Raw genomic sequence first — 16,258 nt, forward strand, 5'->3', positions numbered from 1 at the left:
CAGAGGCGTTGGATTGGAGCTGTGGTGGCCAAGTACGTTTACGACTTCACCGAGGGCAACAGGAATCTCAAAGATCTTCTCGGCGGTAAGGGAGCGAACCTCGCCGAAATGACCAACCTCGGGCTGCCCGTTCCTCCAGGATTCACGATCACCAGCGACGCCTGCCGCCATTACCTGGCGGAAGGCGTCGTGCCGGATGGCCTGGAGCAGGAAGTCGCGGAGCACCTGGACGCGCTGGAGAGCCAGATGGGCAGGACCCTCGGGCAGGCCGACGACCCGCTGCTGGTGAGCGTGCGGTCGGGCGCCAAGTTCTCCATGCCGGGAATGATGGAGACGGTCCTCAACATCGGGCTCAACGACGAGTCCGTCCACGGGCTGGCCAAGCAGGCCGGCGGCAACGACCGCTTCGCCTGGGACTCCTACCGCAGGCTCATCCAGATGTTCGGCAAGACCGTGCTCGGGATCGACGGCGACCGCTTCGAGGAGGCGCTCGAGGCGTTGAAGGACCGCCGCCAGGACACCGACCTGGACGCGAACGAGCTGCAGCAGCTCGTGGAGACGTTCAAGGGCATCGTCCGCGAGGAGACGGGCAAGGACTTCCCCGCGGATCCGCGCGAGCAGATGCGCCTGGCCGTCATGGCCGTCTTCGACTCCTGGAACGCCCCGCGCGCCATCCTCTACCGCCGCCAGGAGCGCATCCCCGCCGACCTCGGCACGGCGGTCAACATCGTGGCCATGGTCTTCGGCAACGTCGGCAACGACTCGGGCACCGGCGTCGCCTTCACCCGCGACCCCGGCACGGGCCGGCAGGGCCTCTACGGCGACTACCTGCAGAACGCCCAGGGCGAGGACGTGGTGGCGGGCATCCGCAACACGATCCCCCTGGAGGAGCTCGAACGCATCGACAAGCACTCGTACGACGAGCTGCTCACGATCATGGAGACCCTGGAGAACCACTACAAGGACCTCTGCGACATCGAGTTCACGATCGAGCGCGGCAAGCTCTGGATGCTGCAGACGCGGGTCGGCAAGCGAACGGCGGCGGCCGCGTTCTGCATCGCCACCCAGCTCGTGGACCAGGGCCTGATCACCCTCGACGAGGCCGTCACCCGGGTCACCGGCGACCAGCTCGCCCAGCTCATGTTCCCCCGCTTCGACGCCGCCGCCGAGAAGAAGAAGATCGCCAAGGGCATGAACGCCTCGCCCGGCGCGGCGGTGGGCAAGGCCGTCTTCTCCTCCGCGCGCGCCGTGGAGCTGGCGGAGCGGGGCGAGGACGTCATCCTCGTCCGCCGTGAGACCAACCCGGACGACCTGGCCGGCATGATCGCCGCCAGGGGCATCCTGACGAGCAGGGGCGGCAAGACCTCGCACGCGGCCGTGGTCGCCAGAGGGATGGGCAAGACCTGCGTGTGCGGGGCGGAGGAGCTGGAGGTCTCGACGGCCGAGCGCACGTTCACCGCCCCCGGGGGCGTGGTGGTCTCGGAGGGCGACGTCATCTCCATCGACGGGACCTCGGGCCAGGTGTTCCTCGGTGAGGTGCCCGTGGTGGACTCGGCGGTCGTCGAGTACTTCGAGGGCGCCGCGCCGGACGACGACCTGGTCAGGGCGGTGGACCGGATCATGCGCCACGCGGACGCCGCGCGCAGGCTCGGCGTCCGGGCGAACGCCGACACACCCGACGACGCGGCCAGGGCCCGCAGGTTCGGCGCGCAGGGCATCGGCCTGTGCCGGACGGAGCACATGTTCCTCGGCGAGCGCCGGCAACTGGTGGAGGACCTGGTCCTGGCCACGGACGACGCGGAGCGCCAGGCCGCACTGGACGCCCTGGAGCCCCTGCAGAAGGCGGACTTCACCCAGATCTTCGAGGCCATGGGCGGCGACCCGGTCACGATCCGCCTCATCGACCCGCCCCTGCACGAGTTCCTCCCCGACATCGTGGAGCTGTCGGTCAAGGCCGCCACGGAGGAGGCCACGGAGAAGGACCGCAAGCTCCTGTCCGCCGTGAAGCGCCTGCACGAGCAGAACCCGATGCTCGGGCTGCGCGGCGTGCGCCTGGGGCTGGTCATCCCCGGCCTGTTCGCCATGCAGGTCAGGGCCATCGCCCAGGCGGCCAAGGAGGTGCCGGGCGCGACGCCGGAGATCATGATCCCGCTGGTGGCGGCCGTACAGGAGCTGGAGGCCGTACGCGACGAGGCCGCCGGGATCCTCGCGGAGGCCGGCGTGGAGGCCCTGATCGGCACCATGATCGAGGTCCCCAGAGCCGCGCTGACGGCGGGCCAGATCGCCGAGGCGGCGGAGTTCTTCTCGTTCGGCACCAACGACCTCACCCAGATGGCGTGGGGCTTCTCCAGGGACGACGTGGAGGCGTCCTTCTTCTCGAACTACCTGGACCTGGGCATCTTCGGCGTCTCCCCGTTCGAGTCGCTGGACAGGGAGGGCGTAGGCCGCCTGATCGAGATCGCGGTGCGTGAGGGCAGGGCGGCCCGTCCCGGCCTGCACCTGGGCATCTGCGGCGAGCACGGCGGCGACCCCGACTCGGTGCACTTCTGCCACGAGGTGGGCCTGGACTACGTGTCCTGCTCCCCGTTCCGCATCCCGGTCGCCCGGCTGGAGGCCGGCCGCGCGGCACTGGCGGAGACCGACTCCGACACCCGCTGACCTGGTACTGAGCGCGCGCTGCCGTGTCCGGCAGCGCGCGCTTCCTCATGTCTGACAAAACTGAAATGACACAAATCTGTGTTATCTCAGTTTTTGCGGTTATATTAGTTGCATGACCTCACCCGCAGAGCTCGCCTTCACCGACCGGGTCGCCCACTTCTACGCACGGGAATACGGCTTCCCCCCCGTGGCCGGAAGAGTGCTGGGCTACTTGTTCATCTGCCGGCCTCCCCAGCAGACGATCGCGGAGCTGAGCGAGGCGCTGCTCGCCAGCCGCAGCGCGATCACGGGAGCGGTCGCGCTGCTGGCCGGCCACAACGTCGTGCGCCGGACGCGCTCCGCTGGGCAGCGGGTGGACCACGTCACCCTCGACCCCCGTGCGCTCGACCCGTCGGGGTTCGCGGGGGAGATGTACAAGGAGCAGGCGGCGATCGCGCGCACCGCGCTCGACCTGCTCGAAGAGGACGACTCGGAGCGGCGCCGGATGCTCGAGGAGGGCGCCGCGTTCCATGACTTCCTCGCGGAGCGGATGCCCGCTCTGCTGACCGAGTGGCACGCCAAGCGCGCCGGTCTCGGCCACCGCGACTGACCTTCCGCGTACCGACATTCTTCACTGACCGAAAGGTGCTTCACCATGTCCGCAGCATTCACCGTCCCGGCCGCCGACACCCAGCTCAGCGGCACCGACACACCTGGTAAGACGCCCTCGCTGGTGTTCCTGAACGGCGGTTTCGCGACGCAGAAGCACTGGGGGCGCGTGCTTGAGCGGCTCGGCGGCGCCTACCGGACCGTCACCTACGACGGGCGGGCCCGCGGCAAGTCGGGCACGTCGGCCGACTACTCGATGCGCGGCGCGCTCGACGACGTCGGCCGCGTGATCGAAGCCACCGGCGTCGAGCGGCCGGTCCTGGTCGGCTGGTCGAACGGCGCGACGCTCGCGGTGCGTTACGCGACCGAGCACCCGGACAAGGTCGGCGGGCTCGTCCTCATCGACGGCGCGTACCCGATCACCATGTTCGACGAGGCCGGCAAAGAGGGCGTGCGCCGGCAGTTCCGCCGCATGGGGTGGCTCTTACGCGTGGCGGCCCGGCTCGGCCTGGCCGCCAGAATGACGCCTGACCAGTGCGCTCAGGTCGTCATCGACACGGACGCCACGAACGGCGAGTTCGCGGCCGACTTCGCGGCGCTGCGCGTCCCGGCCGCCTTCGTCGTCTGCACCGGGCCGCACTCCGGCGCGAGCGAGGAGGAGACCAGCACGATGCGCGCCGCCGCCGCCAAGGCCACGGCGATCAACGAGCACGTGACGGTGTTCGCGACCGCCCCCAGCAACCACGTGCAGGTGCTCAGCAAGGACGCCGCCCTCGTCGCCGACGCGGTCGAGGACGTCGTCAGCCGCTCGGCGGCGTGAAGCAGCAGGCCGTTCCTCTCGCGAGGGGCGGCCTGCTGTGCTCGCGGTTCAGGCGCCGGGTTCGTCGTGCCAGTCGGGCGGCGTCACCGTCCCGGACGCCCAGTCCTGCCGCAGGATCGCGTAGCCGACCGAGTCGTAGAGCTGGCCGTCCTGGCCCGGCCAGGCCTGCCGGTAGTGCGCCTCCTTGGCGTAGCCGCTCCGGCGGAAGATCGCCCGCATCGCGTGGTTGTCCTGCCGGGTCGTGCCCTCGATCCGGGCGATGTCCGGCAGCTCGGTGAAGAGGTAGCCGGTCAGCCACGTCACCGCCCGCGCGCCGAGCCCCCGGCCGCGCCAGGCCTTCTTGATCCGCAGGTCGAACATGGGCGTGTCGTCGGCGAAGTCCTGCAGCCGCACCAGCCCCGCGTGCTCGCCGACGGCGAGCACCCAGAACGATCGGGTCTCCTCGTCGTCGTAGAGCCCCTCGCCGGCCCGCTGTCTGACCGCCTCCGGGTCCTGTGTCCCGGCGTGGAAGGGCCACTCTTCCTCGGTCATGAACGCGACGAGACGCTCGGTGTCGTCCGGCGAGAATCTGGTGAACTCGATATGCACCGCCCGATCGTCCTGGCGGCTTCCGAGCGGGGTCAACTGCTTTTCCGCCGCCGCGAGTCTCCCGCACGGGCTCGCGGCGGCGAAGCGGTCAGCTCACGGTCAGCTCACGGTCACGGTGTGCAGGAGGTTGTTCAGGCCGGTGCCCGCCTCCCAGGTGTTCTGGTTGGCGAGCCGGACCGCGTACTCGGCGCGGGCCGGCAGCTGCGGGTCCGGCAGGGCGAGCAGGAGCGCGTAACTGCCGGCGGGCACGGACGCCGGAACCGTGACGGTCTGGGTGATCGTCGAGGTGGCCCCGGCCTGCCAGGTGCGGGGGTCGGCGGAGAGCGGGAGGCGGTACACGGCCGAGGTGGCGGTGTTCCGCAGGACCAGCTCCAGGTTGCGCGGATTGAAGGGGGCCGCGTACCCGTCGTTCCTGAGGGTGATGCTGACCGGCAGGCCGCCGCCCCTGGTGGCCGTGCCCGGGTACGTGCCGCTCTGCAGGGCGAGGCGGTAGCCGAGGCTGCGGGTGATCTCGGCCAGGCAGCCGCCGGTGTTCCAGCCGCTCAGCACGCCGGTGTGGTAGTCGGTGTTGAGGTAGGACCAGTGGAAGCCGGACAGCTCGCTCTTGGCGGTGGGGCAGTCGGTGCGCGGCGGGTTCGGGTTGCAGGTCTCGCCGCCCATCGCGACGTACGCGGTCTCGGCCTGCAAGTACGGATATTCCACCGCGGCGTTCTCGTACGTGCCGTAGTCGTCGGGGCTGGCCAGGAAGCAGTCGTTGTGGTGACCCAGCCGCGCCAGGGCCGAGCCGTTGTGCGCCTGACCGGGCGGCAGGGCGCTGGCCGAGTACAGCGTGCGCTTGAACTTGGGCGTGCGCAGCTGCACCATCCGCGTCGAGGGCAGCACGCTGAGCAGCTTGTCGACGACGGCCTTCCTGTTGGCCCAGTCGGCCGCGGTGACCGTGCCCGCGTTGCCGAAGTTCTGGGTGTAGTACCACTCGCCCCAGGCGCCGATGAAGCCCGCCTGCATGAGGTAGATGACGTCCCTGTTGGCGCTCAGGTAGGGGGCGAGCTGGTCGAGGTGGGCGAGCACGCGGTCCTTCGAGGCGTCCGCGCCGTCGGTGGAGGTGGTGTAGGCGAAGCGCAGGATCATCTTCATGCCCGCCGCGCGTACGGTGTCGAGCTGCTGCTGGAGCTGGTCCAGGGCGGCCTGGGCGATGGGGGTGGTCTTGTACTCGGCCAGGTAGAAGACGCACATCACCAGGGAGATGTTCTGGCTGGTGCGGTAGCTCTGGAGGGTGGCCAGGGCGAAGTCGTTCTTGTCGCAGTCTCCGGTGTGGTGGTAGAGGCCGCGCTCGGGGTTGGCGACGTCGGCGGTGGTCTGCGCGTAGGTGACGGTCTGGCCGCCGCCCCCGCCTCCACCGCTGTAAACGTGCGTGTACTTGGCTGAGGTCTCCACTGGGGACTCGACCTGGAAGACGAGGTCGGCGTCGTTCGGCGTGGCGCTCTCGCCGAGGTCGGCGCGGTTCACCGTCCACGTCGCGATGCCGCCGGAGGCGGAGTAAGTGACCGAACGCACCAGCGTCCAGCTCCAGCCGCCGCCGTTGTGCCGGTAGAGGCTCGCGTTCTCCAGCAGGTAGTCCGCACCTGTGCCGCCTTGGGCGAAGCCCGTCGCGGCGTTGCGGTCGGTGTCCACGTACGTGCGCGCGTAGGCGGGGCTGCCGGTGTAGCCGAACCGGTACGTCACGGTGGTGGCGGTGTTGGTGGCCGACTGGCCGGAGATGGCCGCGAAGGCGGGCGGCGCGACGAGCACGGACGCGCACAGGAAGAGGAGGAGGGTGAGGCTGCGTACGAGTTTCGACATGGGGCTGCGGCTCCTAGGGGCCGGGGCGGACGACGGGGGGCGGCCGGTGCGGGGCTCGGATCCGCTCGTGACTAATAATGGAGTCCATTGAAATCAAGTCAAGACCCCAATCTGCCCATCGCAGCCCGGCACGGGCATCTGCCCTGGATAATCAGGGACTCCCCGATAATCGAGCCCGATCAGCCCGGGTTTCCAGGAGCGGGAAGATCGGGCAGTCTGGGACGCATGCCCGAGACCCATCTCCCCGGCGGATTCGTCAACGCCGTCGTCCGCGTCGGCGACACCGTCCGCCGCACACCCGCGCAGCGGTCCGCGTTCGTGCACGAACTGCTCGGCCTGTTCGAGCGCCGCGGCTGGCCGGGCGCGCCCAGGTTCCACGGCTTCGACGAGCGGGGGCGCGAGATCCTCGGCTTCGTGGCCGGGCACGTGGCCTGGGAGGAGGCCCAGCCGGACGGCGTCACCTCGGACGCGAGCCTGGCGCGGGCGGCGGAGCTGGTGCGGGAGTTCCACGACCTGACCGCGGGCACGCCGCTGGCCGGCGCGGAGGAGGTCGTCTGCCACAACGACCTGTCGCCCAGGAACACCGTCTACCGGGACGCGGACGGCGAGGGGCTGCGGCCGGTCGCGTTCATCGACTGGGACCTCGCGACGCCCGGGCGGCGCATCCACGACGTGGCCCACGTCTGCTGGCAGTACGCGGGCCTCGGCCCCGGCGCCACTGACGCGCCCAGGCGGGTGCGGCTGATCTGCGACGCCTATGGGCTGGCGGATCGCGGCGGCGTGGTGGCGGCCATCCTCTGGTGGCAGGACAGGTGCCGGCGCGGCATCGAGGCGGACGCGGCGGCCGGCCTGCCGCACGCGGTCCGGCTGCGCGCGGCCGGGGCGGTCGAGCAGGTCGGCGCCGCCCACGACTGGGTCGCCGCCCACCGCGCCGACCTGGAACGCGCCTTGCTCTAGCGCGCCGGCCCGGAACGCGCCCTGCTCCAGCGCGCCGACCTGGAACGCGCCCTGCTCTAGAGCTCCGGACGAGAGGATGCCGGTCAGTTCGGGGAGACGGCTTCCTGGGTGGGGACGTAGTCGTGGCGCATGCCATGATCGCCCAGCCACTGGCGCAGCCCCGCCACGGCCGCCGGGTTGGCCGCCACCTGGGCCGCGTACTCCGACAGGGCGACCTCCTCCCCGTCGTCGAACAGCAGCCGCGCGGGACCGGCCCACGACAGCGTCCACTTGGCCTCGCCGAGCTGGATCAGTACCGCCTCCAGCGCCTGCCCCAGCACCCCCGCGAGCAACGTGTCCGACGGGGCCCAGCCCTGTTCGAGCAGCACGGCCGCCAGCTCCGCCTGCCGCCCGCGCGCGATCGCCTCGAAGGCCGCGTCCAGGTACGGCTTGTTCGCCCCCATCACCCGCTGCCCGGCCATCGCCAGGTCGTGCAGGGCGTCGGCGTTGCGGCCCGCGTACATGCCGTGCGACACCAGCTCCTCCCACGACACCGGCCGCAGCGCGGACAGCGCCTCGGGCGTCCACATGGACTGCTCCACCGCCTGCACCGCCACGTTCGCGTCCCTGAGCAGCGTCAGGGCGGAGCGCGGGTCGGGAACGTGCTCGGGCTCCGGCAGATGCTCGATGGCGGCCAGGCGTTCGGCCAGGCTGGGGTGGGAGTCGTACGGCGAGATCTCCTCAGGCTCCTCGGTCAGCTTGGCGATCTCGGCCTGCCGCCCCGAGTCGCTCATCAGCGCGTGGAAGCCGCCGAACACCGTCGCGGGCCGCGTGCCGCCGGAGCCCGTCAGCGACAGGTAGTTGCTGACGTACACGTCCCAGCCCAGCGCGGTGCTGTGGATCTTGCGCAGCGCGCCGGCCATGGCCTGCCGCCCGCCGATCGCCACGGCGAACCGGTCGGCCTCCAGCTCCTGCTTGCGCGAGACGGCCTGGGAGACCCGCAGGTAGAGCTTGGTGTACCAGGTGAACAGCCGCTGGATGAACGGGTGGTTGGCCAGCCCGCGCACGGTCGCGATCAACGACACCCGCCCCCGGTAGACCGGCGCGCCCAGCCGCGTGTGCGCGCCGCTGTAGTGGCCGAGCTCGTGCCCGAGCACCGCGCGCATCTCGTCCACCGTGAGCGTCTGCAGCAGCGGCAGACCGACGAACATCCGCCGCCGCGTCGCCTTCAGCCCCAGGAAGCGCGTGTCCTCGGAGACGGCCGCGTTCACCTCGGGCACCAGGCGGATCTCGTCGGGCGGGGCCGTGCGCACCCGCTGGGCGAGCTCCTCGACCGTCTGCCAGAGCGCAGGCTCGTGCTCGCGGCCCACCGGCACGCCCGGCTGCTCGCCGCCGCCGCGCCGGCTCACCATGAACAGGGCGCGGACCAGCGCCCCCGCGGCCAGGGTGAGCACGACCGCGATCTTGATGGTGTTGGCGTGGAAGTCCACGAGGAGCAGGACGTCGAAGAAGACGGCGGCGGCCAGGATGAGGCCGACCAGCACGTAAAAGCCGGCGAGCAGAGTAAAAGCCAGCACTGCTCGGAACGCTGTCGTCATGGGGGAGGGCTCCCAGGGGAATGGGTTCTCGCGAGGCTCGACACTAGCGGAGACATGAAACTGGATAAAATCACTCCACTGATGCCGTACTACGACGACCACGACCAAGAGCGCTGGATTCCGGAACTTCCCGGCAATCCGGAGCGCTCCGCGTTCGAGCGCGACCGCGCCCGCGTGCTGCACAGCGCGGCGCTGCGCAGGCTGGCGGCGAAAACCCAGGTCGTAGGCCCGGGGGAGACGCTCGGCGGCGGCCAGCACATCCCGCGCACCAGGCTCACGCACTCGCTCGAATGCGCCCAGGTGGGGAGGGAGATGGGCGCCACCCTCGGCGTCGACCCCGACCTGGTGGAGACCGCCTGCCTGGCGCACGACCTGGGGCATCCGCCGTTCGGGCACAACGGCGAGATGGCGCTCAACGCCCTGTCGGCCTCGTGTGGCGGCTTCGAGGGCAACGCGCAGAGCCTGCGCCTGCTCACCAGGCTCGAGGCCAAGGTGCTCACCGAGGACGGCCACAGCGCCGGGCTGAACCTGACGCGCGCGGCACTCGACGCCTCGATCAAGTACCCGTGGACGTGCGAAAAGTCCCCCAAATACGGCGTCTACGACGACGACCTGCCGGTGTTCGCGTGGATCAGGGAAGGCGCTCCGGAAGGACGGGTGAGCTTCGAGGCGCAGATCATGGACTGGGCCGACGACGTGGCCTACTCCGTCCACGATCTGGAGGACGCGCTCCACTCCGGCCACGTCACCCCCGAGGCGCTCCAGTCGCGCGACGAGCGCAGCCAGGTGTGCCAGATCACCCGCATCTGGTACGCCGCCGGCACCGACCTCGGCGAGCTGGAAGAGATCTTCGCCAAACTGATCGCCGACCCCCTCTGGCCACGCCGCTTCGAGGCCACGATCGCCGACCTGGCCGGGCTCAAGGCGCTGACGAGCGGGCTCATCGGCCGCTTCTGCCAATCCGCGCAGACCGCCACCAAGGAGGTGTACGGCTCGCGCCACCGCGCCGACCTCGTCGTCCCCCGGTCCACCCGGTTGGAGTGCGCCTTGCTCAAGGGCGTGACCGCCCACTACGTGATGACCACCGCCGACCACAACGCCAACCAGGCCAGGCAGCGCGACCTCATCACCGAGCTGGCCTCGCTGATCACGCTCGGCGCCCCCGGCACCCTGGAGCCCGCCTTCAGGCCCGCGTGGGCGGAGGCCCCCGGCGACGCCGCCCGCGTCCGCGTGGTGATCGACCAGATCGCCTCACTCACCGACACCTCGGCTGTGGCCTGGCACAGAAAGCTGTCGCGCTGACCAAAGTTTTCCAATGAGGCAGGTCACCTGACCCAACCCGCTTTCCCGGCGGGTCCAGGGGGCGGATACTGCGGCCATGGCGACATATGTGATCGTCGGGGCCGGCCTGGCGGGCGCCAAGGCGGCGCAGACCCTGCGCGAAGAGGGCTTCGACGGCGAGATCGTGCTGATCGGCGCGGAGGACGAGCGACCCTACGAGAGACCGCCACTGTCCAAGGACTACCTCCAGGGCAAGGGCGAACGCGAGCAGATCTTCGTACACCCTCCGGACTGGTACGCGGACAACGCCGTCGAGCTGCGGCTCGGGCTGCGGGTCACGCGCATCGAGCTCGATCACCACGTGGTCAGGTTCGGCGACGGGTCCCGGCAGCCGTACGACAAGCTGCTGGTCGCCACCGGAGCCACCCCCAGGCGGCTGCCGGGGCCCGGGAGCTACCTGCGTACCGTCCGGGACTGCGAGGCGCTCAAGGAGCGTCTGGCCGCCGCACAGAGCGTGCTCATCGTCGGCGCGTCATGGATCGGGCTGGAGACGGCGGCCGCGGCGCGCGCGGCGAACTGCGCGGTCACCGTCGTCGAGCCCGAGCCCACCGCACTGAACCGGGCGCTCGGGCCCGACCTCGGCAACCTGTTCGCCCGCCTGCACGCGCGCAAGGGCGTGGACCTCCGTTTCGGCACCGCCGCCGCGGAGATCACCGAGGCCGGCGTCCGGCTCAGCTCGGGCGAACGGCTCGCCGCCGACCTCGTCGTGGTCGGCATCGGCGCCGCGCCGGAGGTCGGCCTCGCCCGCGACGCCGGGCTCGACGTCGAGCACGGCATCCTGACGGACGCCGCACTGCGCACCTCGCACCCCGACGTGTACGCGGCCGGCGACGTGGCCGAGTCCTTCCATCCCCTGTACGGCCGGCGCCTGCGCGTCGAACACTGGGCCAACGCCCTGCACGGCGGCCCCGCCGCCGCCAGGTCCATGCTCGGACAGGAGGTCTCCTACGACCGGATCCCCTACTTCTACACCGACCAGTACGAGCTCGGCATGGAGTTCTCCGGCGACATCGAGGGCTACGAGGAGATCGTCTACCGGGGCGACCCCGAGAGCCTGGAATTCATCGCCTACTGGCTGCGCGGCGGCCGGGTGATCGCCGGCATGAACGTCAACGTCTGGGACGTCGTGGACGACATCCAGGAGCTCATCAGGTCAGGCGTCATTGTTGACCAAAAGGAGTTGTCGACGGGTTGACAGTGATCACGTCGTCGTCGTTGTCGCGGGTCTTCCTGGGCTTGGGGGTCTTCCCGGCCTGCGGCGTCTTCTTCGACGAGCACTGAACGGCGCAGCGGGGCGTCTCCCCGAGCCGGCCGCGCAGCGCCAGCGTCTCCTCGCGGGGCGAGTACGTGCGGTTGCCGGTCTGCCAGGCGTCGAGGTAGCTCCACGGCTTCACCATGCCCCTGCGCACCCACCAGAAGGCCGGCCCCGTCTTCCACGAGATCGCGAAATAGAGGTTGGTCGCGGTGTCGCGGGCGTTGCCCGACCTGCCCACCCGCCCCAGCAACTGGCCGGCCTTGACGCGTACGCCCGGCCTGACGCCCTCCGCGACCGAGTCGAGGTGGCCGCCGAGATAACGCACGCCGTCGTCACCGACGATCGTGACGAACCTGCCCTCGCGGTCCGCGCCCGCGTCCGTGGCGGGGCTCCACCTGTTCTGAATGTTCACCTCGTCCACCACGCCGCCGATCGGCGCCACGAACGAGCACCCCTGCCCGGCCCAGATCGTCGTCTTCGGCAGCACGAGCAACTGCCGCTGGTAGGTGGTCTTGCAGCCCTTGACCGGGAACGTGTACTTGTACTTCGACAGCTTCGGCGGCGGCACCTTGACCGGGTCGCCACCCTCGGGCGGCTCCTCGGCGGCCTGGTGCTCGGCCGACGGGATGGGGCCGGGGATCGTGGCGGTCACCGAAGGCGTCCCCGTGGCCGCGGCCGTGGAAGGCGAGCTGGCGCTGACGCCGGCCAGCCCGGTGGCCTGGGTGCAGGCACCGGTCAGCAGCAAGGCGCCCGCGACGGCCGCCCATTGTCCGATATGCCCCGATCGCATGATCTCCACCCGTGTCACCGTTTCCACCGACAACCTTTACCTTTGTAGCCGACCGCGGGACCTCTCAGAGCCGGTTTCCTCCTTTAGCAACCCACAGGTAATGCCCGTCTACCCCGTACGCCTCCCCTCCGGGATTCATCGGGCACTCATCCAGGTGCGCGGACACCCGTACCGGCCGGAAGCGTCGGTGGGGCGGAATAGACTCACCGGCGTGGCTGGCCGGATCCGTGATGTCGACATCGCGCTCGTTCGCGAGCGTTCACCCATCGCCGATGTGATCGGCGAACACATCCAGTTGCGCAACGCGGGAGGCGGCAACCTCAAGGGGTTGTGCCCGTTCCACGACGAGAAGAGCCCGTCGTTCAACGTCACCCCCGAGCGCGGAATGTATTTCTGTTTCGGCTGCTCAGAAGGCGGCGACGTGATCACGTTCGTCGAGAAGATCGAGCATCTGCCGTTCAGCGAGGCGGTCGAGCGGCTGGCGCAGCGGGCCGGGATCCAGCTCCAGTACGAGCAGGGCGGCTACGTCCCGCGGCGCGACCACGGCGAGCGGGCCCGGCTGATCGAGGCGCACAAGGCGGCGGCCGAGTTCTACGCCGGCAAGCTGCTGGCGCCCGAGGCGTCGACGGGGCGGCGGTTCCTGTCGGAGCGCGGGTTCGAGCGGGCCGACGCCGAGGCGTTCGGCGTGGGCTACGCGCCCAACGAGTGGGAGGCGCTGGCCCGCCATCTCCTGGGCCGCGGGTTCACCGCCGACGAGATCGTCAAGGGCGGTCTGGCGAAGGAGGGGCGGCGCGGGCCCATCGACCGGTTCAGGGGCCGCCTGATCTGGCCTATCAGGGACGCCACGGGCGATGTGATCGGTTTCGGGGCGCGGAAGTTGCTTGATTCCGATGACGGCCCGAAATACCTCAATACGCCTGACTCGCCGCTTTACAAGAAGAGCCAGGTGCTTTATGGGATTGATCTCGCAAAACGGGAGATCTCTAAGCGGTCCCAGGCGGTGATCGTCGAGGGATACACCGACGTGATGGCGTGTCATCTCGCCGGTGTGCCGACCGCCGTGGCCACCTGCGGCACCTCTTTCGGTGAGGAGCACATCAAGATCCTGCGCCGGTTCCTCTTGGACCAGGCGGAGTTCCGCGGCGAGGTCATCTTCACCTTCGACGGTGACGCGGCGGGGCAGAAGGCGGCGCTGCGGGCTTTCGCCGACGAGCAGAAGTTCGTCACCCAGACCTACGTGGCGGTGCAGAGCGACGGGCTCGACCCCTGCGACCTGCGCATCAAGCAGGGCGACGCGGCCGTCCGCGATCTGATCGCGAGCCGGGAGCCGTTGTTCCAGTTCGCGATCAGGAGCACGATCTCGCGCTACGACCTGCGCACCAACGAAGGCAAGATCGGCGCGCTCGACGCCGCCGCGCCGATCGTGGCCGGGATCAAGGACGCCGGGCTGCGCAAGCGTTACGCCATCGACCTCGACCGGTGGCTGGGGTTCATGGACGAGCGCTTCGTGATGCAGCGCATCGCCGAGGTCTCCGGCGCGCAGCAGGGCCGCCCGCAGCGGGCGCCCAAGTCCGCGCCGATCGACCCGAGCGTGCGGGTGGAGGGGGAGCTGCTCAAGCTCGCCGTCCAGCGTCCCGCGCTGCTCGGGCCGCGCTTCGACGCCCTCGACCCGCAGGCGTTCACGGCTCCCGACCACGTCATCCTGCACAAGGTCATCGTCGCCGCCGGCGGTGCCGCCGCGGGGCGGGGCGGCGGGCGGGAGTGGGTGGACCGGCTGCTGGAGAACGCGCACGAGGACGGTGCGCGCGCGCTGGTGACCCGCTTCGCGGTGGAGGCCATCCACGCGGACGCGCACGCCGAGGAGCGCTACGCCGGCGACATCCTGACGGCGGTGGAGGCGATGCCGGTCGATCGGGCCATCGCGCAGGTGAAGTCTCGGATCCAGCGGCTCAATCCGGTGGAGGAGCAGCAGGAGTACAACAAGCTGTTCGGGGAGCTGGTGGCGCTGGAGCAGCAGCGCCGGGTCCTGCGCGACCGCGTCTCCGGCACCTGACAGGCTGGGCCGCGTGCTAGAACGCGTCGCCCGGCACGTGATAGGCCGCGTGATAGGCCGTGTCTCCGGCGCCTGATCGGCTGCCGCTGTCCGGCCGGGGCGCTCCCGGCCCACAGAGCGGCCCATAGGGCGGTCCACTGTGCGGTCCACAGAGTGGACCTGTTGCCACCCGTCAGGGCCCGGACCGGCGTGCGCTGACGCGTCACCGTGGCCTCCCAGCGCCCACCGAATCCCCGGAAACAGGGCATACCCGGCGAGCCACAGGTAACAGTTCGGCCGCGATCGCAAGCGGTAAACCAGGGTGGTTGACCAGGGAACTTGGCCCGGTCCAAGATGCGACAAAGCGGGTGGACAACACGGTCCGGGCAACGAGAGAGTTGCGTCCGGCCGGGGGGTGTAGCCGGGCGCGTGTATCCAGACCGCGTAATTGACTTTACTTTCCTGATCAAACTCGTGCTAAACCTTATTACGATCTCAATTCGGTAAGGACGATCGTCTTACCTTCAGTGCCAAAAATGGGTCTGCCATTTGCTGGAACCAATACTGCAGACTGTCTCCCGTGGGTGCATCGGTGCTGCCAAGCGGACCGCCATCGGTAGATCAGGTGGCGGATCTCGTCGCGAAGGGAAGGGAGCGCGGAAGCGTCACCGTAGATGACGTCGCAGCCGCGCTTGACCGATCCGAGTTGCCGTCCGACGCGCTGGAACGCGTCGTGCGGATGCTCGCCGAGAACGGTGTGGAGGTCCTCGAGCCCCAGGGCGACGAGGAGACCACCCGCGCCGATGAGGAAGACGTAGGCAAGCGGGCGCCGACCAGCGATCTGGTCCGTATTTATCTGCGGGAGATCGGCCGCGTCCCTCTGCTGACCGCCGAGGAGGAGGTGGAGCTCGCCAAGTCGATCGAGGCCGGCCTGTTCGCCGAGGACAAGCTGTCCAACGGGGTCTCGCGTCTGGCCTTCCCGGAGTTCAGGGAGCTCGTGTGGCAGGGCACCCGGGCTAAACAGCGGCTCATCGAGGCCAACCTCAGGCTCGTGGTGTCGATCGCCAAACGGTACGTGGGCCGCGGCATGCTGTTCCTGGACCTGATCCAGGAGGGCAATCTCGGGCTGATCCGCGCGGTCGAGAAGTTCGACTACACGAAGGGCTACAAGTTCTCCACCTACGCGACCTGGTGGATCAGACAGGCGATCACCCGGGCGATCGCCGACCAGGCGCGGACGATCCGCATCCCCGTGCACATGGTGGAGACCATCAACAAGCTCGTCAGGGTGCAGCGTCAGCTCCACCAGGACCTCGGCCGCGAGCCGATTCCCGAGGAGATCGCCAAGGAGATGGACCTCCCGGTCGATCGCGTGGTGGAGATCCAGCGCATCGCCCAGGAGCCCGTGTCGCTGCAGTCGCCGATCGGCGAGGAAGACTCCGACCTCGGGGACTTCATCGAGGACGCCGACGCGGTCGTGCCCATGGAGGCCGCGGCCTTCATCATGCTGCAGGACCAGCTCGACGACATTCTGGCCACGCTGTCGGACCGTGAGCAGCGCATCATCCAGCTCCGCTTCGGCCTGGCCGACGGGCATCCGCGCACGCTCGAGGAGGTGGGCAGGGAGTTCGGCGTCACGCGGGAGCGCATCCGCCAGATCGAGTCGAAGACCCTGGCCAAGCTCCGCCACCCGACCCGGGCCCAGATGCTCCGGGACTATCTGGACTGACCGCAGGCGGACGACCGGCGGGTCCGGGCCACGAAACGGCCCGGACCCGCCGCACGTCCAGGCCCGCCCGCCACGGCGTCCAGG

The 16,258-nt window shown here is 69.9% G+C and carries 12 protein-coding genes; 8 read left to right on the forward strand and 4 right to left on the reverse strand.

Annotation, left to right across the window (positions count from 1 at the left end):
* The first annotated feature begins 24 nt into the window (after positions 1-24).
* From ppdK to ABEA43_RS04500, 3 genes are all read left to right on the forward strand, one after another.
* On the forward strand, positions 25-2,658 hold the full coding sequence (ppdK, locus tag ABEA43_RS04490) for a pyruvate, phosphate dikinase (RefSeq protein WP_345558956.1): 2,634 nt from the start codon (positions 25-27) through the stop codon (positions 2,656-2,658).
* Between the two features lie 112 nt (positions 2,659-2,770).
* Positions 2,771-3,247 carry a GbsR/MarR family transcriptional regulator gene (locus ABEA43_RS04495; RefSeq protein ID WP_345558958.1) on the forward strand — a complete coding sequence of 159 codons (477 nt, stop codon included), beginning with the start codon at positions 2,771-2,773 and terminating at the stop codon, positions 3,245-3,247.
* A gap of 45 nt (positions 3,248-3,292) precedes the next feature.
* Entirely contained in the window at positions 3,293-4,066 is a 774-nt protein-coding gene (locus ABEA43_RS04500; RefSeq protein WP_345558960.1) for an alpha/beta fold hydrolase, read from the forward strand.
* Positions 4,067-4,114: 48 nt separating this feature from the next.
* On the opposite strand, the gene ABEA43_RS04505 is transcribed toward ABEA43_RS04500, so the two are convergent.
* Together ABEA43_RS04505 and ABEA43_RS04510 are read right to left on the reverse strand one after the other, a co-directional pair.
* Complete coding sequence (locus tag ABEA43_RS04505; protein WP_345558962.1) at positions 4,115-4,654, reverse strand: GNAT family N-acetyltransferase; 540 nt, start codon at positions 4,652-4,654, stop codon at positions 4,115-4,117.
* Between the two features lie 99 nt (positions 4,655-4,753).
* Entirely contained in the window at positions 4,754-6,493 is a 1,740-nt protein-coding gene (locus ABEA43_RS04510) for a DUF4832 domain-containing protein (protein ID WP_345558964.1), read from the reverse strand.
* A 225-nt stretch (positions 6,494-6,718) separates the two neighbouring features.
* Here ABEA43_RS04510 and ABEA43_RS04515 point away from each other — a divergent pair, with 225 nt between their 5' ends.
* On the forward strand, positions 6,719-7,450 hold the full coding sequence (locus ABEA43_RS04515; RefSeq protein WP_345558966.1) for a phosphotransferase: 732 nt from the start codon (positions 6,719-6,721) through the stop codon (positions 7,448-7,450).
* Between the two features lie 83 nt (positions 7,451-7,533).
* Here the strand turns inward: ABEA43_RS04515 and ABEA43_RS04520 are convergent, their stop codons facing one another.
* Complete coding sequence (locus ABEA43_RS04520) at positions 7,534-9,027, reverse strand: M48 family metallopeptidase (RefSeq protein WP_345558968.1); 1,494 nt, start codon at positions 9,025-9,027, stop codon at positions 7,534-7,536.
* A gap of 81 nt (positions 9,028-9,108) precedes the next feature.
* Here ABEA43_RS04520 and ABEA43_RS04525 point away from each other — a divergent pair, with 81 nt between their 5' ends.
* Both ABEA43_RS04525 and ABEA43_RS04530 read left to right on the forward strand, forming a co-directional pair.
* Complete coding sequence (locus ABEA43_RS04525; protein WP_345559843.1) at positions 9,109-10,329, forward strand: deoxyguanosinetriphosphate triphosphohydrolase; 1,221 nt, start codon at positions 9,109-9,111, stop codon at positions 10,327-10,329.
* Between the two features lie 76 nt (positions 10,330-10,405).
* On the forward strand, positions 10,406-11,563 hold the full coding sequence (locus ABEA43_RS04530; protein WP_345558970.1) for an NAD(P)/FAD-dependent oxidoreductase: 1,158 nt from the start codon (positions 10,406-10,408) through the stop codon (positions 11,561-11,563).
* Here ABEA43_RS04530 and ABEA43_RS04535 read toward each other — a convergent pair.
* Complete coding sequence (locus tag ABEA43_RS04535) at positions 11,529-12,413, reverse strand: peptidoglycan DD-metalloendopeptidase family protein (RefSeq protein ID WP_345558972.1); 885 nt, start codon at positions 12,411-12,413, stop codon at positions 11,529-11,531. The two genes, ABEA43_RS04530 and ABEA43_RS04535, sit on opposite strands and share 35 nt — an antisense overlap.
* A 211-nt stretch (positions 12,414-12,624) precedes the next feature.
* On the opposite strand from ABEA43_RS04535, the gene dnaG reads away from it, so the two are divergent.
* Complete coding sequence (dnaG, locus tag ABEA43_RS04540) at positions 12,625-14,466, forward strand: DNA primase (protein WP_345558974.1); 1,842 nt, start codon at positions 12,625-12,627, stop codon at positions 14,464-14,466.
* Between the two features lie 604 nt (positions 14,467-15,070).
* Positions 15,071-16,174 carry an RNA polymerase sigma factor RpoD gene (gene rpoD / locus ABEA43_RS04545; protein ID WP_425570163.1) on the forward strand — a complete coding sequence of 368 codons (1,104 nt, stop codon included), beginning with the start codon at positions 15,071-15,073 and terminating at the stop codon, positions 16,172-16,174.
* Positions 16,175-16,258 lie beyond the last annotated feature (84 nt).

The sequence above is a fragment of the Nonomuraea rosea genome (assembly GCF_039539705.1).
Lineage (GTDB): Bacteria > Actinomycetota > Actinomycetes > Streptosporangiales > Streptosporangiaceae > Nonomuraea > Nonomuraea rosea.

Bases quoted from the DNA above. Each gene is read 5' to 3' on its own strand.
- ABEA43_RS04495 (WP_345558958.1), top strand. From the start codon at position 2,771: ATGACCTCACCCGCAGAGCTCGCCTTCACCGACCGGGTCGCCCACTTC.
- ABEA43_RS04500 (WP_345558960.1), top strand. From the start codon at position 3,293: ATGTCCGCAGCATTCACCGTCCCGGCCGCCGACACCCAGCTCAGCGGC.
- ABEA43_RS04510 (WP_345558964.1), bottom strand. From the start codon at position 6,493: ATGTCGAAACTCGTACGCAGCCTCACCCTCCTCCTCTTCCTGTGCGCG.
- ABEA43_RS04515 (WP_345558966.1), top strand. From the start codon at position 6,719: ATGCCCGAGACCCATCTCCCCGGCGGATTCGTCAACGCCGTCGTCCGC.
- ABEA43_RS04520 (WP_345558968.1), bottom strand. From the start codon at position 9,027: ATGACGACAGCGTTCCGAGCAGTGCTGGCTTTTACTCTGCTCGCCGGC.
- ABEA43_RS04525 (WP_345559843.1), top strand. From the start codon at position 9,109: ATGCCGTACTACGACGACCACGACCAAGAGCGCTGGATTCCGGAACTT.
- ABEA43_RS04530 (WP_345558970.1), top strand. From the start codon at position 10,406: ATGGCGACATATGTGATCGTCGGGGCCGGCCTGGCGGGCGCCAAGGCG.
- ABEA43_RS04535 (WP_345558972.1), bottom strand. From the start codon at position 12,413: ATGCGATCGGGGCATATCGGACAATGGGCGGCCGTCGCGGGCGCCTTG.